Annotated in this window: 17 protein-coding genes and 1 pseudogene; 6 read left to right on the forward strand and 12 right to left on the reverse strand. The window is 64.7% G+C overall.

Annotated features, from left to right (window positions below):
• Positions 1–246: 246 nt before the first annotated feature.
• The 4 genes from CIW53_RS06140 to CIW53_RS17645 all read right to left on the reverse strand — a co-directional run bounded on the left by CIW53_RS06140 (position 247) and on the right by CIW53_RS17645 (position 2355).
• Positions 247–738: a group 1 truncated hemoglobin gene (locus CIW53_RS06140; protein WP_149363804.1), complete on the reverse strand. Its 492-nt coding sequence runs from the start codon at positions 736–738 to the stop codon at positions 247–249.
• A gap of 43 nt (positions 739–781) precedes the next feature.
• Positions 782–1624: a DUF3034 family protein gene (locus tag CIW53_RS06145; RefSeq protein WP_242451788.1), complete on the reverse strand. Its 843-nt coding sequence runs from the start codon at positions 1622–1624 to the stop codon at positions 782–784.
• A 162-nt stretch (positions 1625–1786) separates the two neighbouring features.
• A complete protein-coding gene (locus CIW53_RS06150; RefSeq protein ID WP_197736628.1) occupies positions 1787–2149 on the reverse strand; it encodes a hypothetical protein in 363 nt (120 codons plus the stop codon).
• A 29-nt stretch (positions 2150–2178) separates the two neighbouring features.
• Complete coding sequence (locus tag CIW53_RS17645) at positions 2179–2355, reverse strand: hypothetical protein (protein WP_172969598.1); 177 nt, start codon at positions 2353–2355, stop codon at positions 2179–2181.
• On the opposite strand from CIW53_RS17645, the gene CIW53_RS06155 reads away from it, so the two are divergent.
• The 3 genes and pseudogenes from CIW53_RS06155 to CIW53_RS17890 all read left to right on the forward strand — a co-directional run.
• The gene (locus tag CIW53_RS06155) at positions 2354–2914 is read left to right on the forward strand and encodes a sigma-70 family RNA polymerase sigma factor (protein ID WP_149363806.1); all 561 of its coding nucleotides are present in this window, start codon (positions 2354–2356) and stop codon (positions 2912–2914) included. The two genes, CIW53_RS17645 and CIW53_RS06155, sit on opposite strands and share 2 nt — an antisense overlap.
• 2 nt (positions 2915–2916) lie before the next feature.
• Entirely contained in the window at positions 2917–3702 is a 786-nt protein-coding gene (locus tag CIW53_RS06160; RefSeq protein ID WP_242451789.1) for an anti-sigma factor, read from the forward strand.
• Between the two features lie 124 nt (positions 3703–3826).
• Positions 3827–3910, forward strand: a pseudogene (locus tag CIW53_RS17890) (FAD-binding domain-containing protein); the annotation flags it as partial.
• An 82-nt stretch (positions 3911–3992) separates the two neighbouring features.
• On the opposite strand, the gene dapE reads toward CIW53_RS17890, so the two are convergent.
• The 5 genes from dapE to dapD are packed head-to-tail and all read right to left on the reverse strand — an operon-like array spanning position 3993 to position 7921.
• Positions 3993–5126 (reverse strand): succinyl-diaminopimelate desuccinylase, encoded by a 1134-nt coding sequence (gene dapE, locus CIW53_RS06170; RefSeq protein WP_149363808.1) that lies wholly within the window; start codon positions 5124–5126, stop codon positions 3993–3995.
• Positions 5127–5169: 43 nt separating this feature from the next.
• The gene (locus CIW53_RS06175) at positions 5170–6228 is read right to left on the reverse strand and encodes a VIT1/CCC1 transporter family protein (RefSeq protein ID WP_149363809.1); all 1059 of its coding nucleotides are present in this window, start codon (positions 6226–6228) and stop codon (positions 5170–5172) included.
• Between the two features lie 13 nt (positions 6229–6241).
• Positions 6242–6733 carry a DUF2165 domain-containing protein gene (locus CIW53_RS06180; protein WP_242451790.1) on the reverse strand — a complete coding sequence of 164 codons (492 nt, stop codon included), beginning with the start codon at positions 6731–6733 and terminating at the stop codon, positions 6242–6244.
• A 7-nt stretch (positions 6734–6740) separates the two neighbouring features.
• The gene (locus CIW53_RS06185; protein ID WP_149363811.1) at positions 6741–7097 is read right to left on the reverse strand and encodes a Spx/MgsR family RNA polymerase-binding regulatory protein; all 357 of its coding nucleotides are present in this window, start codon (positions 7095–7097) and stop codon (positions 6741–6743) included.
• On the reverse strand, positions 7094–7921 hold the full coding sequence (gene dapD / locus CIW53_RS06190; RefSeq protein ID WP_149363812.1) for a 2,3,4,5-tetrahydropyridine-2,6-dicarboxylate N-succinyltransferase: 828 nt from the start codon (positions 7919–7921) through the stop codon (positions 7094–7096). The genes CIW53_RS06185 and dapD overlap by 4 nt, the downstream gene beginning before the upstream one ends.
• 161 nt (positions 7922–8082) lie before the next feature.
• Between dapD and CIW53_RS06195 the strand changes: the two genes are divergently transcribed.
• The 3 genes from CIW53_RS06195 (at position 8083) to tssA (ending at position 10447) form a co-directional block, all read left to right on the forward strand.
• Complete coding sequence (locus CIW53_RS06195) at positions 8083–8637, forward strand: NAD(P)H-dependent oxidoreductase (RefSeq protein WP_149363813.1); 555 nt, start codon at positions 8083–8085, stop codon at positions 8635–8637.
• Between the two features lie 220 nt (positions 8638–8857).
• Positions 8858–9142 (forward strand): hypothetical protein, encoded by a 285-nt coding sequence (locus tag CIW53_RS06200; RefSeq protein ID WP_149364174.1) that lies wholly within the window; start codon positions 8858–8860, stop codon positions 9140–9142.
• Positions 9143–9412: 270 nt separating this feature from the next.
• A complete protein-coding gene (gene tssA, locus CIW53_RS06205) occupies positions 9413–10447 on the forward strand; it encodes a type VI secretion system protein TssA (protein ID WP_149363814.1) in 1035 nt (344 codons plus the stop codon).
• A 63-nt stretch (positions 10448–10510) separates the two neighbouring features.
• Here the strand turns inward: tssA and CIW53_RS06210 are convergent, their stop codons facing one another.
• The 3 genes from CIW53_RS06210 to CIW53_RS06220 are packed head-to-tail and all read right to left on the reverse strand — an operon-like array spanning position 10511 to position 23037.
• Positions 10511–11635 (reverse strand): hypothetical protein, encoded by a 1125-nt coding sequence (locus CIW53_RS06210; protein ID WP_149363815.1) that lies wholly within the window; start codon positions 11633–11635, stop codon positions 10511–10513.
• Positions 11632–21444: a filamentous hemagglutinin N-terminal domain-containing protein gene (locus CIW53_RS06215; protein WP_172969599.1), complete on the reverse strand. Its 9813-nt coding sequence runs from the start codon at positions 21442–21444 to the stop codon at positions 11632–11634. The genes CIW53_RS06210 and CIW53_RS06215 overlap by 4 nt, the downstream gene beginning before the upstream one ends.
• 12 nt (positions 21445–21456) lie before the next feature.
• Positions 21457–23037 (reverse strand): ShlB/FhaC/HecB family hemolysin secretion/activation protein, encoded by a 1581-nt coding sequence (locus tag CIW53_RS06220; protein WP_149363817.1) that lies wholly within the window; start codon positions 23035–23037, stop codon positions 21457–21459.
• Positions 23038–23505 lie beyond the last annotated feature (468 nt).

Raw genomic sequence — 23505 nt, forward strand, 5'->3', positions numbered from 1 at the left:
GGCGGCGAAGCCACCGCCACCGGTGCGGGCATCGAGGAAGCCGCAGCGGCAGCAGGCTCCAGCTTCAACGATGGTCGATCAGGCGTCATGGCGCACGCACCAAGCAGCATCAGCGCGCCCAACATGCATAGGCGATATGTGGACATGCGACCCCCTGAGGTCTTCTGGACAAGGCACGCCACGCTTTGTCGAAACGGTGGCGTCAAACGAGGGCGGGCCGCGATATCCGGGCCGCCCTTTGGGCGTCTATTTCGTGATGACTACCGGATGCATCGGCGCCAGTTTCGCCAGCAGTTTGTTCTGCGCGCGGAAAGGCACCTTGTTCTTGTCCATCGCCTTCTGCAGATCCTCGACCAGCGCGTTGAAAGCAGCGCGGTTGATGCCGAGGTTGCGATGCACCCTCTCCATGTCCTTGCCGGTATACGTGCAGGGGCCATCGAGGATCACGCAGAACTGGTCGACCAGCTCCAGCTTGATGTGTTCGCGATCAGTGTCGGCGAAGTATGGGCGCGTGCGCGCGTCCGCCATCAGGTTGACCATGAAATCGTCCATCAGCGTGACCAACCCCGGCTTGCCGCCGAACTGATCGAACACCGGTCGCAGCGCCGGGTCGCGCGGCGCGCTGGCGGCCATCGCCGCGGACTGTTCCGGCATCGGTACGGCGTTTTGCGCCATGGCAGCCTGCGTAAACAGCATCGCCATGGCCATCACGGCGGCATGCAGGGAATACTTGAACATGGGTGTGCTCCTTGGTGGGCAGAATGACGAGAAGGGGTGACGCTCAGAATCCGACTTGCACCGAGGCGTACAGCCCGCGCTGGTGATCCTTGATGACGATGTTGCCGAGGTCGGCATACGCGAGCGTCAGCGACACATGCTTGGTCGGTGCCCACGCGACAAACGCGTCGTACCAGTCGTCTTCCTTGGCGATGCCAAGATTGTTCGGCTTCTGCCGGTACTCCGCGCCGACCGCCCAGTTGCGGCTGAGCAGGTACGCCACAGACCCTTCGAACTCGGGCTTGTATGAGTTGTTCTTGTCGCCGCCAAAACCCAGGATGCCGATCTGGTTGGCCTTGGTGAAACGCACCGTGGCATTCACCAGCAGGCTCTGGCTGAGAAACAGCTTGGTCGCACTGACGTAGTAATCGGTGCCCTGATCGGACTTGGCGCCCACGAAGGCCAGCACCGCTGCCTGATTGTTCTTCTTGTGCTGGACGCCGATCGAGATCTGCGGCATCCAGCTGTCCTGATCGAGCACGGCATCACCGGCCAGGCGTACCTTCACCCCAATGATGTTCTGCTTGAACGTGAAACCGCGGCCCAGGCCCAGCGCGGCGCCGACTTGTTCCGTATCGAAACGCTGCTGCGCGAACGACACCTCCACCCGGTTGTACAGGCCAACCATCGCACCGGCTTCGTTGACGTGATAGTCCGGCAGGTTGATGTGGGTGATGAACGCGTTGGCGCCAATCTCGTCGCTGGTGCCATAGCCGCCGATCACGGCCCACGGCGTCAGTCCGCCACCGGCCGAACCTTCCACCTGCGACACACCGCCGGTGAGCAGCAGTTTGTTGCTGAACGCTGGCGCGCTGTCGCTACCGGCAGCGTCGCCGGCCATGGCCATGGATGAAATCAGGCAACCACTCAACACCAACCCGATCAGCCAAGCTGTCCGGCCATTTCGATGCCTCTGCATGGAATTCCCCTTTTGACAGCGCGAAGTGCGCGTGTGGCTGGATGTACGAAGCGAAGCATCGGGCGGATGCACGATGCGCAAGAGCGTCGATCAAGGCACCACATGCCAGCTTCCGTTGACGCCATCGCCGTCGCGATCACCCGGCTTGTCGTCTCCCGCGAAGAGGTACAGCGGATGCTTTCGGTAAGCCCATTGGCGGCTGCCATCAGTGCGCGTGGTCACGCTGTAGTCGCCGATCGGCCTGGCTTGGCTGTCGGCCAGATACGGTGGCCACACCACTGCACACGAGCCGTCGCAGCGGCTGTGACCGGAACTGCCGTCAAGGTCGTAGGTGTACAGCGTTTGCCCGCCGCTGCCGACCAGCACGCCCTGCGCACCGCGCTGAGGGACGGCGCCGGCCGCGGCGGTACCGGACAACATGAGCAACATGGCGACACGTCGAAACATTTTCATGGCGGGACCGTCGGCTCAGGCACATTGCCTCATCCCATCTTGTACGCAGCCACCCGCCGGCTGGATGCAGGCATCCGGCGATGCTTGCCACCGCGCAACGTCGCCTTCATGCTGAGCAGGCTGTTTTCCGCAGCGTCATGCGTGGCGCACTCGGAATCGCGGCCTTCAATGAGCACGTCTTCATGACCAAAGGATGCTTCGCCCATGAGTGTCAGCAGCCCCGCCGAGCGTGACGAGCTGAACCACCTGTTGCAGCAGTCCGGGCGCAACGATCAGCACGCGTTTGCCGAGCTGTACCGGCGCACCTCATCCAAACTGTTCGGCGTATGCCTGCGCATGCTGCGCGATCGCGGCCAGGCCGAAGAAGTGCTGCAGGAAATCTACGCCACGGTGTGGCGTCGCGCGGCGAGTTTCGATGCGGCGAAAGCCAGCGCGATCACCTGGCTGGTCACGCTGTCGCGCAACAAGGCGATCGACCGCCTGCGCCAGCATCGCGAGGAGCCGATGGAAGACCCTTCGATGCTGGATGAAACCATCGACGAGCAGCCCACGCCAGCGGCTGACGCCGAGACCAGCCAGGAACATCGGCGCCTGCAGCACTGCCTCGATCAACTGGAGCCTCAACAGCAGCGTTCGGTGCGTGAAGCCTTTTTCACCGGAGCGACGTATAACGAATTGGCGACACGCTGCAAGGTGCCGCTCGGAACCATGAAAAGCTGGATCCGCCGCAGCCTGATGCAACTCCGCACGTGCCTCGATCAATGAACATGCCCATCGAAGACGGCAACAACAATCTGCGTTACGCCGAGTACGTGCTCGGCGTGCTCGACGCCGACGCGCGCGCAGAAGTCGCCCATGAAGTCCTGGTCTCAGGCGAAGCAGCGACTGCGGTGGCCTTGTGGCAGCGTCGCCTGATGCCGCTGGCCGACACGATCGGCGACGTCACCCCAGCGCCGTATGTATGGGCGCGGATCCATGACGCGCTGCAGCTGGATGCACCTGCCAGGGTGACACCACGCAAGGGCTTGTGGGACAACCTGCAGCTGTGGCATTGGCTCGGCATCGGCGCCAGTGCGCTGGCAGTTGCACTGCTCGTCGTAGTATCGCTGCCGCGGCCGACGCCCACGCCTGCAGTGGTCAGTGCCGGCTACATGGCCGCGACCATCCAACAGGACAACGGCTCTACCGGCTGGACCGCCACCATGGACTTGCAGCACGCCCGCATGGTCGTGGTACCGGCGACGCCGGTCGCGTTCGCACAAGATCGTGCACCCGAACTGTGGCTGATTCCGGCCGGCGGCAAACCCATTTCGGTGGGCATGATCGCGCGCGACAAACCCACCACGCTGGTGCTCGATCCCGCACTGCTGGCGCAACTTGGTCCGACCGCCGCGCTCGCCGTTTCGGTCGAACCGATCGGCGGCTCGCCGACCGGTCAGCCGACCGGTGCCGTGATCGCCAAGGGCGCGATCGGCACCGCACCGAATGCCGTGGGCAAGGTGGCGGATACGGGACGCACGCAAGGCGATCGGATCCTGAGGAGCTTGGGCTGATCGATGAGGTCACGCAGGCGCGTGCTTTCCTTCAGATCCGAACAATCGATGAGGATGACGGGCTGTTTGCTGCGCACCAGCCAACGGGCCATGGCTTTGCAGGTGTGTTCGCGTTCGGCATGCGGCCAACAACACGCTGAGCTGGCAATGGGTGGCCGGCTGCGGCCCGGCTGCGGCATCGTATTTCCATGTGTTCAATCCGATCACCACGCGGCCTCATCGCCTGTTATCGCCGCCTTGCGGACACGAACAATCCTGGCGACAGTTGTGGTCGGGTCGGGTGTCAACGCTCAGACCAGTAACCGCTCACACACTGCCCGATACACGGCCGGCAGCCGCCGCAACTCTGCCACCTCCACGCACTCATCCACCTTGTGGATGGTCTCGTTGACCGGGCCGATTTCGACGACTTCCGCGCCCATCGGCGCGATGAAGCGGCCGTCTGAGGTGCCACCGCCGGTGCTTTGTTCGGGATCGAGGCCGCACAGGTCGCGGCAGACGGCCACCACGGTTTCGCGCAGCAGGCCGTCGGGTGGGGTGAGGAAGGGTTCGCCGGAGAGGTTCCAGTCCAGGGTGAAGTCGAGGCCGTGGCGTTGCAGGACCGCTTCGGTGCGGGCGCGCAGGTCGTCGGCGCGGCTGGCGGTGCAGTAGCGGAAGTTGATCAGGGCGGTGAGGTCGCCGGGGATCACGTTGTTGGCGCCGGTGCCCGCGTTGAGATTGGAGACCTGGAACGATGTGGGCGGAAAATCCGCGTTCCCTTCGTCCCAGCGCTCGGCGGCGAGTTCGGCCAGCGCGGGGGCGAAGGCGTGGATCGGATTCAGCGCCTTCTCCGGGTAGGCCACGTGGCCTTGCACGCCGCGCACGTGAAGCGTGCCGGACAGCGAGCCACGGCGGCCCACGCGGATAAGGTCGCCGAGTTTCTCCTTCGCCGATGGTTCGCCGACCACGCACCAGTCGATGCGCTCGCCGGTGGTGCGGAAGTGTTCGACCACGCGACGCACGCCGTCGAGATTGGTCGGACCTTCTTCGTCGCTGGTCAGCAGCAGGCCGACGCGGCCGCGGTGATCGGGATGCGCGGCCACGAACTGCTCCAGCGCCACAACCATGGCCGCCACCGAGCCTTTCATGTCGGCGGCGCCGCGGCCGTATAGACGGCCATTGCGAACGGTCGGTTCGAACGGCGGACTTTGCCACGACGCTTCCGGTCCGCTGGGTACCACGTCGGTATGACCGAGGAAGATCAGCGTCGACCCGCCGGTGCCGTGAGTGGCCCAGAGGTTGTCCACGTCGCCGTAGCGCAGATGCTGGACGTGGAAGCCGGCGCGTTCGAGCCGGGTGCCGATCGACGGCAGGCAGCCGGCATCTTCCGGCGTCACCGAACGACGGCGGATGAGGTCACAGGCAAGTTCGAAGACGTCGGACATGGGTATCTGCGAGGTTCGGTGGTAGACGACGCAGCATACCAAGCTAGCTCAGCACGACGCCCAGCAGATGGCCCACGCTGTAGGTGATAGCGGCAGCGGCGGCGGTAATGCCGAACTGGCGTGCAATGGAGAACAGCATGCTGCGCCCGGTGAAAAGCGAAGTACCGATGCCGATCAGCGCCAGGCCCGCGGCAGTGGAGCACGCGCTGGCCAGCAGGGCGGCGTGGCCGCCGAGGAAAAAATACGGTGCCACCGGAAACAGCGCGCCGCAGGCGAACAGGCAGAACGACGAGATCGCCGCACCCCATGCCGAGCCGCCGAGTTCGCCAGGATCGACGCCCAAGTCCTCGCGCACCAGCATGTCGAGTGCCGCGCGAGGCGTTTCGGCGATGTGCTCCGCCAAGTGTTCGGCCGCGGCCGGCTCCAGCCCCTTCTCGCGGTAGATGCCGGCGATGTGTTGCAAGCCGTCCTCCGGCGCCACGGCCAGGCGTTCGGCGCGTTCGGTGATCTGCGCCTGGTAGAACTCGCGCGAGCTGTTTACCGACAGCCACTCACCCAGTGCCATCGAACAGGCACCCGCGACCAGGCCGGCCAGACCGGCCAGCAGCACCGCGCGGTCACCCGACGCCGCGCCGGCCATGCCCATCACCAGGCTGACGTTGGAGACCAGCCCGTCGTTGGCACCGAGCACCGCGGCGCGCAAGGTGTTGCCGCTCTGCGAGCGGTGGCGATGATGCGGGCCGACCTCCTCCGGCAACGGGAAATGATCGCGATGCCCGCTGCGATCGACCGGCGTGGTGCCGTGGTCGGCGTGCTCCAGCCGTACTACGGTCGGCATCACGAACTCGGTGCCGAAGCGTTGCGCGAACCAGCTCAGCGCGCGCACGCGCAGGCCGATCCGCGGTGGCGGCACGCGTTCGCCGAGTTCGCGCAGGTGCGCCTCCCAGAATTGCGCATTGGCCTGCTCGCCCGCGGCGATGCGCCGGTAGGCGTGGCCCAGCCGCGCATCGGTGGCCAGTTCGGCCAGTCGCGCGTACAACGCCGCGTTGTCGCGCTCGATGCGCAGGTTGCCGCGGAACCGGCGCGTACGTTGGTCGCTCATGCCTGCACCGTGTTCAATGGTCGAGTTCGTCGTCGCGCTGGCCGAGATACACCAGCGCAAGCAACAGCACCACGACGAAACGGAAAGCACTTGCCAGCCCGTTCCACTGCGTGGACATCCACATGCCGAACCATTCGCCGCCGACCGCCATGAAGCCGCCCAGCCACAGCAACAGGCCCAGCGTGAGCCCGGCCACGACGAGGCGTTTGGCCCGATGGAACAGCGCGCTCGACGCGCGGCGCGCATGCCACAGGCGCCATGTGCCAAAACCGCACAGCACGGCGGCCAGCGTTTCGGTGGCGATGATCAGCACATAGGCCGCATGCTGCAGCAGCGGCGAATGGATCGCGCGGTAGTGGATGCCGGCGTCGGGAAAGATCGAGTCTATCGCCAGCACGTGCTGCACGAAGACCAGGTTGCTGCCGTAGTCGGTGATGTTGCCGAACGCGACCAGCGCCAGCCACAGCGCGATCGTCGCCATCAGCAGGATCTTCGAAAGCCGCATCGGCATCTCAGCGCCCGAACAGTTTCTTGAAGCCGTTGTCGCTGAAACCGACGCTCACCATGCCGTCGGACTGCACCACCACCGGGCGGCGGATCAGCGCCGGGTATTCCTTCAGCAGCAGCGTCCACTCCGGATCGCTGCCGGGATTCTTGCGCTGCGGCAGCAGGTTGCGCCAGGTGGTGGAGGACTTGTTGACCAGCTTCTCCCAGCCGCCAAGCCGCGCCGCCCAGTCTTTCAGCGTTGCCGCCGGTACCGGGTTGGCGCGGTAGTCGATGAAGTCGTGCGCCACTTCGAAGCGGGCGAGCCAGTTGCGCGCCTTCTTGCAAGTGTCGCAGTTTGGAAGTCCATACAAGACGGGGTTCATTCGCCGCTCCGCAAAAGTTCGTTGATGCTCGTCTTGCCGCGCGTCTTCTCGTCCACCTGCTTGACGATGATCGCGGCGTACAGACTGTGGCTGCCGTCTTTCGCCGGCAGGCTGCCGGCTACCACGACGCTGCCGGCGGGCACGCGGCCGTAGCTGACTTCGCCGGTGGCGCGGTTGTAGATGCGGGTGGACTGGCCGAGGAACACGCCCATGCCGATCACGCTGCCCTTCTCCACCACCACGCCCTCGACCACTTCGGAGCGCGCGCCGATGAAGCAGTTGTCCTCGATGATGGTGGGGTTGGCCTGCAGCGGCTCCAGCACGCCGCCGATGCCGACGCCGCCGGACAGGTGCACGCCGGCACCGATCTGCGCGCAGGAGCCGACCGTGGCCCAGGTGTCGACCATGCTGCCGGCGCCGACGTAAGCACCGATGTTGACGTAGCTCGGCATCAGCACCGCATCCTTCGCGATGTGCGCGCCGCGGCGCACCAGCGCGCCGGGCACCACGCGCGCGCCGAGCTGTTGCAACTCGTCGTCGTTGCCGTGGGCGAAGCGCAATGGCACCTTGTCGAAAGCCTGTGCCGGGCCGCCGTCGACCACGCGGTTGTCGGTGATGCGGAAGTACAGCAGCACGGCCTTCTTGATCCACTGGTTCACCGTCCAGCCGCCGTGGCCATCGGGCTCGGCAACGCGGCGCTCGCCGGATTCGAGCAGGCCGAGCACTTGGCCGATGGCCGGGCGCAGATCGGTCTCGATCTCGGCTTGGGTCAGTTCGTTGCGACGCTCGAAGGCACGGTCGATCAGGGCTTCAATGGCTTGCATGGGCTTGTTCGTCGGGTAATCGATCGGGGGGCACGGGTCTGGTGCGTGGACCATGAACCTGCGCGTTGCGCGCATGATGCCTGAGCCGGGTTCATCCGTCTTTAACGCGAATCACGGGACATTGGGTGAACGCGCATTCTTTCACACCCCGGGAGCCGGACATGAGTCAGATCAAGGTCGCTGTTTTTGTCGGAAGCCTGCGCGTGGGTTCGTTCAATCGCCGGCTTGCCCGTGCGGTGGAGAAACTGGCACCTGCCGAGCTCGCATTCCGGCATATCCAGATCGACGACTTGCCGCTGTACTCGCAGGATTTCGATACGGCTTATCCGGCAACGGCCGCTCGCCTGAAGAAGGATGTCGAATCGGCCGACGCATTGCTGTTCGTCACGCCCGAATACAACCGTTCGATTCCCGGCGTGCTGAAGAACGCGATCGACATCGCTTCGCGCCCTTGGGGCACCAACTCGTTCGCCGGCAGGCCGGGCGCGGTGCTCGGCGCCTCGATCGGCTCGACCGGTACGGCGCTGGCACAACAGCACCTGCGCAACGTCCTTGCCTATCTGGATGTACCGATGCTGGCCCAGCCTGAAGTGTTCATCCATTTCAAGGACGAGCTGATCGCCGACGACGGCACGATCGGCAACGACAGCACGCGGAAATTCCTGCAGGGCTTCGTCGACAATTACGTGGCCTGGGTCAGGCGTTTCGCCGGATGAACCGCGTGGGCGTCGGAAAGACTGAGCTGCCTAGCCACTCCCGGACGCCTTTCACACCTCGTTCCGGCAGAGGAAATTGGGATCTTCAACACATCCCTTTTCACCGCGCCGAGACGCCCGTGTGTCCATCATCTGCCTGAAGCTCGTGCCGCTGACGCGTGGTCGAAAATCGCCATGCGTCCGCCACGCCACTTCCGTCCGCCAACAAACGGGGCACGTCATGCGCGAACAGATCAGTGAAGGGTTCATGGTTTTCCTCTCCGATGGCGACGAAGGTATCGGCTCGGTGCGCGAGGTCCGCCACGGCTTGCCCGAACTGCTCGTCTATATCGAGAACGCCGGCGACTTCGTGGTGCCGCGCTCGGCGATCAAGGCAGTCCACTCCGGCAAAGTGGTGCTGGATTTCGACCAGCTGGACCTGCGTCTGCGCAACGCGATCCGCCACGCACGCGACTCGGAAGATCCGAACTTCATATCGCCAGCCTCTTCGTCGGAAGACGAATAGGAAAGCGTTCGACCATCGCAGCCGGGACCTTCCCGGCACTGCATCGCCATGACAGCCGCGATGGCTCCGCACCCATCCGGTCACTACCAATCCACTGCACCGACCGGGTTATGGCCTGAGGATTCGAATATCCCGATCATTGCTGATTGGCCGCTATCCGGATAACGCATGCGCGGTCTTGTCCCGACCGGGTTACAGTCGGTCGGCGACTGGTTTTGCGTCAATAATTTGTGATAATGCCGGAATCATTCCCGAAAGGCAGTGCAAGCCATGGCAAAGTTCAATCTGGAGTCGTTGTTGGCACCGATCGGAGATGACGCGCCATCGGGAGACGATCTGGAATACGACCCGGAGTTTCTCGCGCTCGAACGGGCGGCGGCACCGAAGGCCGAACGCGCCGTGGGGGACAACGTCAAGGCAGCCGAAGACCCCGACTGGGACAAAGTCATCGAGCTGGCCGAAGCCGTGCTGGGACGATCCAAGGACCTGCGCGCCGCGGTCCACCTCACCACGGCGTGGATGCGCACCTCCGGCATGCCCGGATGGAATGCCGGCCTCGGCCTGATTCGCGGCTTGCTCGAACACTTCTGGGACACCGTGCATCCACAACTGGATGCCGAAGACGACAACGACCCCACCATGCGCGTCAACTCGGTGGTTCCGCTGGGCGACATGCAGGGTGTGTTGCGCTATTTCCGCACCACGCCTTTCGTGCAATCGCCGCGAATGGGTCGATTCGACCTGCGCGACCTGCGCATTGCCAATGGCACGCTGAAGGTCGCCCAGACCGAAGGTACGCCGGACGCGACGATCACGGAAATCGAAGCCTGCTGCATGGACTGCGCGGAAAGCGAATTGATCGCCGTGACGGCCGCGATCGGCGAATCGCTGGAGCACGCCAAAGCCATCGATGCCCTCTTCAATGATCGTGTCGGCACCGCCGGGCCGGATTTCAAGAACCTGCTCAGCGACATCTACGAGCTGAAGAAATTCCTCGAGCCGCAACTTGCGCGGCGCATACCGCCGGAGGGCTCTGCCGAGGGCGAGGACGGCGCAGGGGAAGGTGCGGGCGATGGCGGCGTGCGTGCCGCCAATAACGGCGCGATCGCCGGCCCGCAGGACGTCATGCGCCGGTTGGACGAACTGTGCGATTACTACACCCGCTGCGAGCCTTCGAGCCCGGTTCCCCTGCTGCTTCGACGTGCGCAACGCCTGGTCGGCATGGATTTCATGGACTTGCTGAAGGATCTCGCCCCGGGCGGCATCTCGGAATTGCGCGTCGTTTCCGGCACTCCCAGCGAGTAACCGAGGAACCGTGAGGGACACGCCCTTTCCCAAGAGACGCGTCCACCCGGTTGCACGAACGATTCAGTACGCGCCCTTGCAGGTGGTCGCCGACGGTCGCACGAAGATCTGTCGCACCGAGGGATCCCAGCTCAGCGAGAGACCCGTCGGCAGACCGGCGGTGATGCCGGCCGAAGCGACCTGGCTGATCGGCCCGACCGAGACGCTGTGCCCGTCACCAAATGTCACCTTGGCAGTGATCGCGTAGCTGACCGGCTCGGCGCAGCCGTCGATGGCCACCTGCTGCGCCACGATGCCGCCGGCGAGGTCCGGCATGGTACCGGTGACCGGCGGCAGGGTACGGTCCGCGCCCCCCGCGCGACATGTGGCGGCCACCCCGTAACTCAACGACACCTTCACCGGAGGCGCCACCTGCACCGCGGCGATGGTCTGCGGTTGCGCCGAGCAGCCGACCAGGAAGGCCTTGTGTTTGGCCACCACATGCAGCACGTAACTGCCCGGCGCAAGCGCGGCACCATCGGGCACCTTCAACTCGATGCGGTTGGGCAGCACCCCGGTCACGCTCGGTTGCACCGACTGCAGCTTGCCCTGCCCGTCGGTGGCGGTCACCACCGGACTTTCGCATTGGGCATCGAACAGGTTGGCCCCCACCAGTGCAAAGGCCGGGCCCTTGCCAGCGCCATGCAGCACGAACAGCGGCCGGTGATCGAGCGTCTCCACGCCATTGATCACCGGCTGCATCTTCGACGAGTCATCTTCATCGGCGACGAGCCTGACGGTGGTGGACAGCGCCTCGGCCATCGCTTCGACGTCGGCGTCGAGGCAGCCGGAGGTTGCATCCAGGTACGCCCGCGTCCGCTGAACCACCGCGGATGCCCGATAGGCGCTGCCCCTGACATCCTTGCCGAGGGTGTCGATCGGCTTTTCGGCATCGTTGCCGAGTGACTTGCGCAGCGCATCGGCAAGTTTGCCCAGACGCTCGCTGGTCGCGGCCAGGCTGGAGTGCGGCGCGCTGGCGGCACGGGCTGCCAGCTCGTGCCGGGCCGACTCGAGCTGGCCGATCACCGCCGCTCCGGTCAGCCTCGGCGCGATCTGTGCGGAGACCGGGCCGGCAAGGATCGCCGCGGACATCGGCAGCGCCAACCACAACATGATGCCGACGCCAACGCCGGCGTTGCGGCACGTCATGGACGGGCACTCATCCATGCGCCCGTCATTCCCCGCATGTTCACCATGCCCACCGAGTCGGCATCCTCGCAATCGAGCTGGTCCGGCTGATCCGGATCGCATCCGCTCTGCTGATCCTCCGGCAGACGCACGCCTGACGGCACGATGCCGTACGAGCGGTAGTTCGCCGTGATCACGCCCGGGTCGATATACGAATCGCCGTGATTGCCGTTCTGCGCACTGCCCGCTCCTGACGCGGTAGGCACGTTGATGGCAAGGCCGCCACCCAGCGGCAACAGGCTGCCGGTGCTGTCGATCGCGTAGAAGTAGGCCGGCGCCAGGCCGACCATGGCAATGGTCTGCGGGCCGGTACCCACGACGTAGATCGGCGCGGAGCCCGTGCCCATGCGCCCGGTCGAACTCCACACGCCCGTACTGTTGTAAACCGGCGCGGTGCCGAGCTGGAACAGATCGCCGTGGGTCACGGACAGATAGAACGCCGACGTGCCGGCATCGACCGTGAACGCACTGCCGCCAACCGAGGCCAGCGTGAGCGACTTGTCGTTGGTCATGCTGAAACCCGCCGGCGACGAGAAGTTGCCGAGGATGTCGACCATGTTGTTGATGCGGTGGGTTGCGCTGCCGAGCTCGGTTGGGCCTCCCACGGCATGCCCACTCAACGTACCGGCCGTGATGCTGCCGCCCACGCCTTCAATGATCGCGCCAGCCGAGTTCAACGCCGTGCTGGTGCCGCTCACCGCGCCATTGATCGTCAGGTCGCCCGCGGTCGTCGTCAGGGTCGTGCTCGCGCCGCCGCTGATCGGGCCACCCACCGTCAGCGCCTGCGCACTGGTCAGGTCAAGGCTTGCGGCGCTGAAGCTCCCCAGCGTACCGATGTGGTTGTCGCCGGTGAGCGCGGTCGCCCCCGCGGACTGCCCGCTCAGTGTGCTTGCCGTGATGCCGCCGCCAGCGCCTTCGCGGATCGCACCGGCTGACTTCAGTGTCGTCGTGGCGCCGTTGATCGCACCATTGATCAGCAGGTCGCCGGCGGTCGTCGTCAACGCAACGACCGGGCCACCGTCAAGCGGTCCGGCGACCGTCAGCGTCTGTGCATTGGTCAGGCTGAAATCGGCACTGAAGCTGCCGAGCGTGTCGATGTGGTTGTTGCCATCGAGCGTGGTGTTGCCGACCGCATGACCGGTCAGCAAGTTCGCCGTGATGCTGCCGCCGGCGCCTTCGCTGATCGCACCGGCGGATTTCAGCGTCGTCGTGGCTCCGCTTAGCTGGCCATTGATCATCAGATCGCCGGCCGTCGTGGTCAACGAGGTGCTGGCACCACCATTGACCGGTCCGCTTACCGTCAAGCCCTGTGCATTGGTCAAGCCGAAGCTCGCCGCGCTGAAGCGGCCCAACGTGCCGATATGATTGGTGCCATCGAGACTGGTCGCACCGACGGACTGGCCGTCCAACCTGTTCGCGGCAATGCTGCCGCCCACACCTTCGCTGATGGCACCGGCGGACTTCAGTGTCGTCGTGGTTCCGCTGATTGCCGCATTGATCACGAGGTTGCCGGCGGTCGTCGTCAGCGCCGCGCCGGAGCCGCCGCTGAGCGGGCCGCTTACCGTCAGCGTCTGCGCGTTGGTCAGGCCGAAGCTGGCGGCACTGAACTTGCCCAGGGTACCGATGTGGTTGTTGCCGTTCAGTGCCGTGGCGCCTGCCGACTGGCCGCTCAGCGTACTTGCGGTGATGCTGCCGCCGGCGCCTTCGGTGATCGCGGCCGCCGATTTCAGCGTCGTGGTGGTGCCGCTGACGGCGCCATTGATGACCAAACCGCCAGCCGTTGTCGTCAGTGCCGTACTGGCTCCGCCGCTGACCGGACCGTTCACCGTCAATGCCTGACTACTGATGAGGCTGAGACCATTGGCGGTGCTGAAGGCACCCAGCGCGGCAATCCTGTTGGCCTGGTTCAGTGTCGCGCTACCCACCGCACCGCCGCTCAGCACGCCCGCGGTGATGATGCCGCCGCTCTGATCGAGGTTGCCGCCTGAACTCAGCGCAACGGTGGTGCCCTTGAGGTTTTTCGTCAGCGCCAGGTTGCCGGCCGAGGTCAATGCAACGGCGCCGCCAGCCAGATCGGCATGGACGATCAAATCACCGCTCGTCGTCTTCAGGCTGATGTTGCCGGTATCGCCGGTGGTCGTCAGAGGACCGTTTACCGACAGCGTCCAGGCATTGTTCAGGCTGAAATTCGCTGCACTGAAATGGCCCAGCGTGCCGATCTTGTTGGCCTGGCCGAGTGTCGTGTTGCCCACCGAACTGCCAATCAGACTGCCTGCCGTGATGATGCCAGCGCCCTGGCTGATGGCAGCACCACTGAAAAGGCCCAGTGTTCCGGCGGCCGTCACGTTGTTGTTCAATGCCACGCCACCGTGTCCGGTCAGCGATATGTTGGCACCGCTCAGGGCGCCGGCCGTAGCGAGTGAACCACCATTGGAGGTCAACGTCAGATTTGCGCTACCGGTATTGATCGAGCCCGCCGGCAAGGTCAGCACCCCCCCGGCAATCAGGCTGACTGTGCCATTGGCACCATCATTCAGCCCCGCAATTGCGAGATCGTTGGCGTCGGTGATCGACACGCCGGTCCCGGTCGCGGAGACGCTACCCTGAAAATCATTGTTTGCCTGGGTGAGCGTGACGGCATCAGTGCCTGCGTTGATGGCGCTGGTCCCGGTCACTCTCAAGGCACCGGCCTGATTGATGGCGCCGTTGTTGCTGGTCGCCACCAGGTTGCCGCTCACATTGCCGCTGCCCAGGTTCAACGCGCCGGTGCTGATCGCCGTCAGCGCGCCGGTAGTCAGTGTGCCCAAGGTCAGCGCGTTCTGGTCGGTGATCTGGGTGGCCCCGCCGGCCAGGTTCACTGCTCCGCCGAAGTCGTTGCCGGCTGCGCCCAGCGTGATGGCGCCCGAGCCTGCCGTTACCGTGCTGAGACCGGCCACCGCAATGTTGCCGGCCAACTGCGTGATCGCCGCATTCGTGCTGACCAGCTCCAGCGTACCCAGAGCGGACACATTACCGCCGAGCGCCACACCGTCACGACCGGTCAGGCTCACGTTGGTGCCGCTCAAGGCGTTGCTGGTCGACAAGGCCCCGCCGTTCGACGCCAGCGTCAGGTTGCCGGTACCGGCGGCGACGGCACTCGTCGGCAATGTCAGCGCACCGCCCGACACCAGGCTGACGTTGCCGTTCGCGTTGTCGGTCAGCGCGGTGACGCTCAGATCATTGACATCCACCAGGGACACGCCTGCTCCCGTCACCGTGACGGCACCCTGGAAATCGTTGTTGGCCTGGGTCAGAGCAAGTACACCATTGCCGGCGTTGATCGCGCTGCTGCCAGTTACGGTCATGGCGTTTGTCTGACCGATCGCTCCGCCGTTGCTGGACGCGATCAGGGCACCGTCCACCGTACCGCTGCCCAGGTTCAACGTGCCGGTGCTGATCGCCGTCAGGGCACCCGTGCCCAGCGCGCCCAGCGTCAGCGCGTTCGCATCGGTGATCTGCGTCGTGCCACCGGTCAGGGTTACCGCGCCGGTGAAGTCGTTCGCCTGCGTCAACGTGATCGTGCCGCTGCCGGCATCGATGGCGCTGGTGTTGCCTCCGGTCACGTTCAAGGCGCCGCTCTGGATGACCGCACCGCCGTTGCTGGTCGCATCCAGGTGGCCGGCCACCGTGCCGCTGCCCAGGTTCAACGTGCCGGCGCTGATCGCCGTCAGGGCACCCGTGCCCAGCGCGCCCAGCGTCAGTGCGTTCGCATCGGTGATCTGCGTCGTGCCACCGGTCAGGGTTACCGCGCCGGTGAAGTCGTTCGCCTGCGTCAACGTGATCGTGCCGCTGCCGGCATCGATGGCGCTGGTGTTGCCTCCGGTCACGTTCAAGGCGCCGCTCTGGATGACCGCACCGCCGTTGCTGGTCGCATCCAGGTGGCCGGCCACCGTGCCGCTGCCCAGGTTCAACGTGCCGGCGCTGATCGCCGTCAGGGCACCCGTGCCCAGCGCGCCCAGCGTCAGTGCGTTCGCATCGGTGATCTGTGTCGTGCCACCGGTCAGGGTTACCGCGCCAGTGAAGTCGTTCGCCTGCGTCAACGTGATCGTGCCGCTGCCGGCATCGATGGCGCTGGTGTTGCCGCCGGTCACGTTCAAGGCGCCGCTCTGGATGATCGCACCGCCGTTGCTGGTCGCATCCAGGTGGCCGGCCACCGTACCGCTGCCCAGGTTCAACGTGCCGGTACTGATCGCCGTCAAGGCACCCGTGCCCAGCGCGCCCAGCGTCAGCGCGTTCGCATCGGTGATCTGCGTCGTGCCACCGGTCAGGGTTACCGCGCCGGTGAAGTCGTTCACCTGCGTCAGCGTGATCGCACCGGTGCCCGCGTTTACGGTGCTGGCACCGCCAGCCGTGATGTTGCCGCCCGTCTGCGCGATCCCCGCATTCGTGCTGGTCAGTTTCAGTGTTCCCAGGGCGGACAGATCGCCGCCGAGTGTCACGCCATCACGACCGGTCAGGCTTACATTGTTGCCACTCAAGGCGCCGCTGGTCGACAACGCGCCGCCATTCGATTCCAGCGTCAGGTCACCGTTGCCGGCTGCGATGCCCGCTGTCGGCACGGACAACACACCACCGGCGATCAGGCTCACATTGCCGTTTGCATTGTCAGTCAGCGCGGCGACCTGCAGATCATTGACGTCCACCAGCGACACGCCGGCTCCGACCGCCGAGACGTCACCCTGGAAATCGTTGCCTGCATCAGTCAGTGAGATCGCATGGTTGCCCGAGTTGAAACTGGACAAGCCGGTGACCACGAATTTGCCGCTCTGCGTGATGTCGCCTGTCGTGGTGGTCACCGACAATCCACCGCTGCCGATATTCAGCGTCTTCGCGCTCAAGCTGCCACTCTGGATCGTCAAGCCAGCCAGCGCCCCGTTGGTGGCGTTGCTGCCCACCGCACCGCCAAACGTGACGGCGCCGCTGCCGGTGTTCACGGTCAGGTTTCGCGCGGTCGGGTCGGCGTTGTCCACCGTGCCGACAAAGTTCACCGCGCTGTTCGTCGTTGTCAGGGTGGCATCGCTGCCCAGGGTCACCGCATCGTGGTAAGTCTGTGATCCGCCTGTGGTCACGTCGCCATTGATTGCAATGCCGCCGGATGCCGTCACATCCAGCGCGCCACCCACGCCCACCACCGGCAATGTCAGCGCGGCATTGGTGTAATTCAGCGTGAAATTGCCCGCCACATTGGTCGGCAGGGTCAATGTGCCAGGCGTCGCATTGATATTTTTCAGCGCGAGGTTGTTGATGGTCCCGGCAAAGGTCACGCCACCCTGAAAACTGTTGTCCTGCGTTCCAAGATCGATGTCCTGCGTGATCCCGGCGGCGGCGCTGTTCTGCGTAAACGTCGCGGCACCCGTCACCGTCAATGCACCGGTCTGGGTCAGCGCGCCATTGCTGGCGACACCCAGCGAGCCGGTCACCGTGCTGGTGCCCAGCTTGGTGGCCACGTTGTTCGTCAGGCTCACGTTGTGGCCGGTCAGGCTCACTGCGTCTCCGAAACCATTGAGTTCGGCCAGCGTGATGTCACCGGTGCCCGCGTTTACCGTGCTGGCACCGCCAGTCGTGATGCTGCCGCCCGTCTGCGCGATCCCCGCATTCGTGCTGGTCAGTTTCAGTGTTCCCAGGGCGGACAGATCGCCGCCGAGTGTCACGCCATCACGACCGGTCAGGCTTACATTGGTGCCGCTCAAGGCGCCGCTGGTCGACAACGCGCCGCCATTCGATTCCAGCGTCAGGTCACCGTTGCCGGCCGCGATGCCCGCTGTCGGCACGGACAACACACCACCGGCGATCAGGCTCACATTGCCGTTTGCATTGTCAGTCAGCGCGGCGACCTGCAGATCATTGGCATCCACCAGCGACACGCCGGCTCCGACTGCCGAGACGTCACCCTGGAAATCGTTGCCTGCGTCAGTCAGTGAGATCGCATGGTTGCCCGAGTTGAAACTGGACAAGCCGGTGACCACGAATTTGCCGCCCTGCGTGATGTCTCCTGTCGTGGTGGTCACCGACAATCCACCGCTGCCGATATTCAGCGACTTCGCGCTCAAGCTGCCGCTCTGGATCGTCAAGCCAGCCAGCACCCCGTTGGTGGCGTTGCTGCCCACCGCACCGCCAAACGTGACGGCACCGCTGCCGGTGTTCACGGTCAGGTTTCGCGCCGTCGGGTCGACGTTGTCCACCGTGCCGGCAAAGTTCACCGCGCTGTTCGTCGTTGTCAGGGTGGCATCGCTGCCCAGGGTCACCGCATCGTTGTAGGTCTGCGTGCCGCTGGTGGTGACATTGCCGCCCAGCAAGGTGCTGCCGCCGGCGTTCGTCACGACGCTGGTCGCCGCGACGTTGCCGAAGCTCGTCAGGCCCGTGCTGTTCACGGTCAGCGCGCCCAGTGCACCGTTGGTGGCATCGCTGCCCACCGCACCGCCAAACGTGACGGCACCGCTGCCGGTGTTCACGGTCAGGTTTCGCGCGGTCGGGTCGGCGTTGTCCACCGTGCCGGCGAACGTCACCGCGCTGTTCGTCGTTGTCAGGATGGCATCGCTGCCCAGGATCACCGCATCGTTGTAGGTCTGCGTGCCGCTGGTGGTGACATTGCCGCCCAGCAAGGTGCTGCCGCCGGCATTCGTCACGACGCTGGTCGCTGCGACGTTGCCGAAGCTCGTCAGGCCCGTGCTGTTCACGGTCAGCGCGCCCAGTGCACCGTTGGTGGCATCGCTGCCCACCGCACCGCCAAACGTGACGGCGCCGCTGCCGGTGTTCACGGTCAGGTTTCGCGCCGTCGGGTCGGCGTTGTCCACCGTGCCGGCGAACGTCACCGCGCTGTTCGTCGTTGTCAGGGTGGCATCGCTGCCCAGCGCCAGCGCCGCGTTGTAGGTTTGCGTTCCACTGGTCGTCACATCGCCGGCGAGCGTGAGCGGAGCGGCATTGGTCAGGCTGAAGCTTGCGGCGGTGAAGCTCCCGAGTTTGCCGATCTGGTTGGCCTCTCCCAGCGCGGTGGCGCCGACCGAGCTGCCGGTCAAGGTGCCCACCGTGATGGTGGCGCCCGCCGCCTGCGAAATCGCACCTCCGGTATTCAGCGAGAGGTTGGCGGCATGAGCTGGCGCGATGGCCGCAAAGATGCCCAAATCGCCGCTATTGGCATCACCGATCACGATCGTGTTGGCCGTGATCTGGTCGAACTCGGTACCGGTCAAACCGAGTTGGCCCGAAGTTTCGCTGCCCAGCGAAATCTTTCTCCCCGCCGTGGATTGCAGGATGGTGACGGTACCGGCGGTACCGGCATCGATGGTTCCGGTGACGTCCGCGTTGTCGGCAATCAGGCTGACGTTCGCACCAGTGGCGACCCCATTGGTGGTCCTCAACGTATTGCCCGTGCCGATGGTGATTCCTGCATCGGCCTCGGCAGCCTTGAGGGTTACCGCACCGCCAGCGGTGACGATGCCCGACGTACCTACGGCAAGGTTACCTGTCGTGCTGGTGATGCCGACATTGCCGCTGCCCGAGGTACCGCTGACCGTCAGGGCACCGGTATTCGTGACGGAGACATCGCCAGTGCCGCTGTTGGCGAACGCCAGCGTGCCCAGTTGCGTATCGATCTCGTTGCCAACGCCAACAGCGCCAATACCGGTTGCGGCGTCGAGCATGGCCTGTCCGCCAGCATTGGTGATACTGGTCGCCGTACCGCCATCGGCATCCGTGATCGCCCCAGCCGTCGCCGTAAGCGTGACCAGCCCGCCCTGGCTCAGTACGGAGCCATCGTCGATGCCGATGTTTCCCGAGGCCGAGGTCAGCGACACCGTGCCGGCGGTATTGGTCACATCGGTCTGCTGCAGCGCCTGCACCGTGGCGCCGTCCGCCTCGGTGATCGCGATGTCGCCGGTGGCGCCGGTGTTGACCACATTGAGCAGCGTCGCCGCCGTATTCAGGTTGATACCCGTGGCGGCGGTCGCGTTCAACGTGCCCGCAGACAACTTGCCTGCCGTTTGCGTGATGCTGCCTGCCGTTGCGGTCAACGTGGCCGAGCCGGCGCCGAGTGAGATGTTGTTGGCGAGATTGATATTGTTGCCGGCAATCAGCGACAGGTTCAGCACGTCGCCACCAGGCGTCGAATCGAAGATGCTGCTGTTGATCACGATGTCGTGCGCAGCGTCGAACGTGAGCGCGTTGCTGCCCTTGCCGTCGTAGTCGAGACCGGCATTGAGGGTGATGTCGCCAGCCTCGGCGTTGGTTCCTCCGCTGCCGGTGGTGACCGTGACGTTGGCTCCGCCGGTCAACGCCTGGGTGATCAGGTCGACGCCAAGCGACGCACCGTCGTTTGTTGAAAGAAACGGATCGGTGGCATTGATGTTGGTGTTGCCGCCGCCGGCGACGATGTCGATGTTGTTCGGGTCGATCAACCAGTCGCCACCGAACCCTCCGGTGTTACGCGCCCCGACTTGCGGGGTGTCGGTGATTGTCAGGGCGCCGTGGCTCGATGTTTCGACGAAGCCGCCGTTGCCGCCCTGTATGCCACCACGCGCAAACAGGCTGCCGGCGACCACGGAGTTGTTCTGGGAAAACACCGCGATGCTGCCGCCGTTGCCGCCGACGGTGGCATCGGCATTGATGGTGACCCCATCGGCGACATAGGCGCGGTCGGCGATGGCGAGCGATTCACCACCGCGAATGCCGCCGCCGACGCGAATCGCCCCGCCGCCCTGACTGCCGGAGGCGTCCAGCGTACCGCCGGTTATCCTTACATCCCTGTCCGACAAGGCTTGGATACGCCCGCCATGTTTGCCGCTGACGTCGATGGTTCCGGAGCTTTCAGCATTGCCGCCACTCGCCACCAGGCGCACCACGCCGCCGTCGTTGCTGATGCTGCTGGCGTCGATCAAACCGGAATTGTTGACGAGGTTGGTGAACAGATCCTTCGCCGCGGATGCCTGCAACACCACGGTGCCGCCATCTGCCTCCAACGTGCCCTTGTTGGTGACTGCCGCCTCCTTGGCGTCCAGGCGTTGCTTGAGCTCCCCGGTGATCTGGATATTGATCAGGCCGTTGCCGTCGAAGTCGAGCGTGGCGTGATCGGCGCCGTCGAGATTGATCTTGCCGTAGTTGGCAAGGATCAGTCCGTCATTGACGACGTTGCCACCGACCAGGCTGACCGAACCACCGCTCGCTGCCTGGATCAGGCCGTGGTTGACCACGCCGGCAGCGGGGGCGATCGCGTTGAGGTTGTAGTGCCCGGCGAGGAAGTCGTTCGGCGTCAGATCCAGCGTGCTGGCCATCAGGCCGCCGACATTCATTTGCGCCGTGGCGCCGAAGATGATGCCGTGCGTGTTGATCAGGAAGATCTGACCGTTCGAATTGATCCGGCCGAAGATCTGGCTGGGGTTCTGGTCGAGGATCCGGTTCAAGGCAACCGCAGATCGCGACGGCTGATTGAACAGCACCGATTCGTTGGCGCCGACGTTGAACGTCTGCCAGTTCAGCGCAAGCCGGTTCGATGCCTGGTTGATGATCGTGCTGTTGCCGTTGTGCGTGATCGTGCCTGAGCCGCCGACCACGACGCCGCCGGCAGGACCGCCGGCCAGTGCATCGCTGCTGAACACGATCGACCCGACGACCAGGCCGACGCAGAGGCTGATCGGCCAGGTCTTGCGCAAAGGCAAGAAAGCCACCGGTGCGGGGGTCGCATGCAGGCGCGCGGGCGTGCGCGGGTTGCGGCGATTGGTACGGGTGCTCTTGCTCATGGTCATCATCCGTCAATACGTGAAGCTGAACCCGCAGTAGATGTGGAAGCCCTTGCCATCAGATGCATCTTGCGAGCTCAGCGGCACTGAACCGTCGAGGTGAAGCGCGAACTGGTTGAACCGCGGCAGGCGGAAGATCAGTCCCGCACCCGCACCGCTGAGCGTGGCCGTATCCGGCGTGATGAGCTTGTTGGCGCCGGCCGAATACCCCTTGGCATAATCGACGAACACTTCGAATTCCAGCAGCTCGCGCCACGGCCTGCCGTAGAACGGCGAGACCACATCGCCGAAACCGGGCGCGTCGACGTGGTATTCGAGCGACGCGTAGTAACCCTTGTCGCGCAAGGCATCGGCAATCGGATAGGCGCGGGTGCTGTCCGGCCCGCCGAGCGCGAACTGCTCCAGCGGAATCAGCGCGTCGCGGGTGTACTGGCCGACGAACTTGAAATTGAGCCGCTGCGATTTGCTGAGGAATTGCAGTCGCGTATACGAAAGCTTGGTGACGAGGAAATTGCTCGCGTGCTGCGGGCTGACCATGTCCGGTTCGGCGGAGCTGTCGTTGATCGACTTGCGCACACCGACCTGGACGAGGTCGACGCCCTGAAAACGGCGATCGGTGTGGACCACACCGTAGGTCATTTCGGCAACGCTGAATTTTTCGTCCGACAGATTCACGCCGAGGCTGTCCAGTTGGGACTCCTCCTCGATGACATGCAGCGTGCCGGTTGCCTTGAGATCGTCCTTGTTGACGAATTTCCAGTCCATGCCCGCGTAGTAGAGCGAACTGGGTCCCTTGACGTTGAGCGACGAAAAGGTCCCGGTGTTGACCTGCAGCTCGCTGCGTGAGGCGCCGACGACGGCAGCCAGCCCCGGCGTGATGCCGAGCGGTGCGCGATAGGTCAATGCGCCATAGACGTTGTTGCTCGGATCCAGTGCGTAGTCCACGCTCACGTTGAACGTATCGCCGATGCGCAGCGGGTTGTCCCATTCGATTCCGGCCTGGGCCCGGTATTTGCCGGTCAGATCGGTACCGTAGTTGTTGGCGCCCAGCATGATCTTGTACGGTCGTTTGGCTTCATGGGCGACCATTACCAGATCGGTATCGCCGGTATGTTCGCCGGGCTGGAACGTCGAGGACACCGTCACTCCCGGCAGATCGCGCGCGTACAGCAACGCCGTGTCCACGTCGCTTTTCAGCAGCGGCTTGCCTCTGAGTTTTTCCGCCGGTGCGGAAATGACGCCCGGTCGGTAACGATGCGTGCCCTTGACGAGGATCTTGCCGATCTTGCCCTCGAGCACCTGGATCTGGACGATCTGGTCGGCGCCCACGGTCTGCGCCGGCAGGAACGCATTGGAGACGATGAAGCCGGCCGTCCGGTAACGCTCGACGATCTTGTCAGCCACACCCTGCATCTGGGCGAAGGTCAATCGCACCGGCGCCGTTGTCTTGCTTGCCAATTGGCGATACTGCGCGTCGGCAAGCGCCTGGATGCTCGCCGGGGTCACTCCGAGATCGGCGTGATCGGCCACGCCGGAAACGCGAAAACCCTGCACTGCGATCGTCTGTGTGGCCGCGGCGTCGCGGTCTCTCACCGGGGGAACTACGCTGGCAGGCGCCTGGGGCGGTGATGCGGCATCCGGCGTTGCGGTCGCCGACCTCGGCACTGCAGCAGACTCTGCCGGGGTGTCCGGTTTGCCGGACGCCTGACCCGGCAAGGCGATGCCGGTGTCTCGCGCGCAGGCAATTCCGCCCGTCAACGCCAATGCCAACGCTGCCGCGAAGCAAACAATTCGCACGATACATCCCCCTGGCCCGCTTCATCTTCCATAGACCGCACGCCCGGGATATCCAGGCTCACGCAGTCTCCAACGTCCCATCCCTAAGGCAAGGCAGTTGCTGCCCGTGCCGATACAAGTCACTTCTCGCAGAATACACCCTCGAACGTTCCGGGGAATAGGCATGGAAGGCTGCGCGATATGCGTTCCGGCGCCGTTTCATGTCATACCGGTCCATGTTCACTCGTGCCGATGAAAAGCACGCAAGGCATCACCCTTCAGCTC

It is taken from the genome of Rhodanobacter sp. T12-5 (assembly GCF_008329435.1).
Taxonomy (GTDB): domain Bacteria; phylum Pseudomonadota; class Gammaproteobacteria; order Xanthomonadales; family Rhodanobacteraceae; genus Rhodanobacter.

Coding starts and splice junctions, on each gene's coding strand:
- CIW53_RS06140 (WP_149363804.1), bottom strand. CDS start 738: ATGTTCAAGTATTCCCTGCATGCCGCCGTGATGGCCATGGCGATGCTG.
- CIW53_RS06145 (WP_242451788.1), bottom strand. CDS start 1,624: ATGGCCATGGCCGGCGACGCTGCCGGTAGCGACAGCGCGCCAGCGTTC.
- CIW53_RS06150 (WP_197736628.1), bottom strand. CDS start 2,149: ATGAAAATGTTTCGACGTGTCGCCATGTTGCTCATGTTGTCCGGTACC.
- CIW53_RS06155 (WP_149363806.1), top strand. CDS start 2,354: ATGAGTGTCAGCAGCCCCGCCGAGCGTGACGAGCTGAACCACCTGTTG.
- CIW53_RS17645 (WP_172969598.1), bottom strand. CDS start 2,355: ATGGGCGAAGCATCCTTTGGTCATGAAGACGTGCTCATTGAAGGCCGC.
- CIW53_RS06160 (WP_242451789.1), top strand. CDS start 2,917: ATGCCCATCGAAGACGGCAACAACAATCTGCGTTACGCCGAGTACGTG.
- dapE (WP_149363808.1), bottom strand. CDS start 5,126: ATGTCCGACGTCTTCGAACTTGCCTGTGACCTCATCCGCCGTCGTTCG.
- CIW53_RS06175 (WP_149363809.1), bottom strand. CDS start 6,228: ATGAGCGACCAACGTACGCGCCGGTTCCGCGGCAACCTGCGCATCGAG.
- CIW53_RS06180 (WP_242451790.1), bottom strand. CDS start 6,733: ATGCGGCTTTCGAAGATCCTGCTGATGGCGACGATCGCGCTGTGGCTG.
- CIW53_RS06185 (WP_149363811.1), bottom strand. CDS start 7,097: ATGAACCCCGTCTTGTATGGACTTCCAAACTGCGACACTTGCAAGAAG.
- dapD (WP_149363812.1), bottom strand. CDS start 7,921: ATGCAAGCCATTGAAGCCCTGATCGACCGTGCCTTCGAGCGTCGCAAC.
- CIW53_RS06195 (WP_149363813.1), top strand. CDS start 8,083: ATGAGTCAGATCAAGGTCGCTGTTTTTGTCGGAAGCCTGCGCGTGGGT.
- CIW53_RS06200 (WP_149364174.1), top strand. CDS start 8,858: ATGCGCGAACAGATCAGTGAAGGGTTCATGGTTTTCCTCTCCGATGGC.
- tssA (WP_149363814.1), top strand. CDS start 9,413: ATGGCAAAGTTCAATCTGGAGTCGTTGTTGGCACCGATCGGAGATGAC.
- CIW53_RS06210 (WP_149363815.1), bottom strand. CDS start 11,635: ATGACGTGCCGCAACGCCGGCGTTGGCGTCGGCATCATGTTGTGGTTG.
- CIW53_RS06215 (WP_172969599.1), bottom strand. CDS start 21,444: ATGAGCAAGAGCACCCGTACCAATCGCCGCAACCCGCGCACGCCCGCG.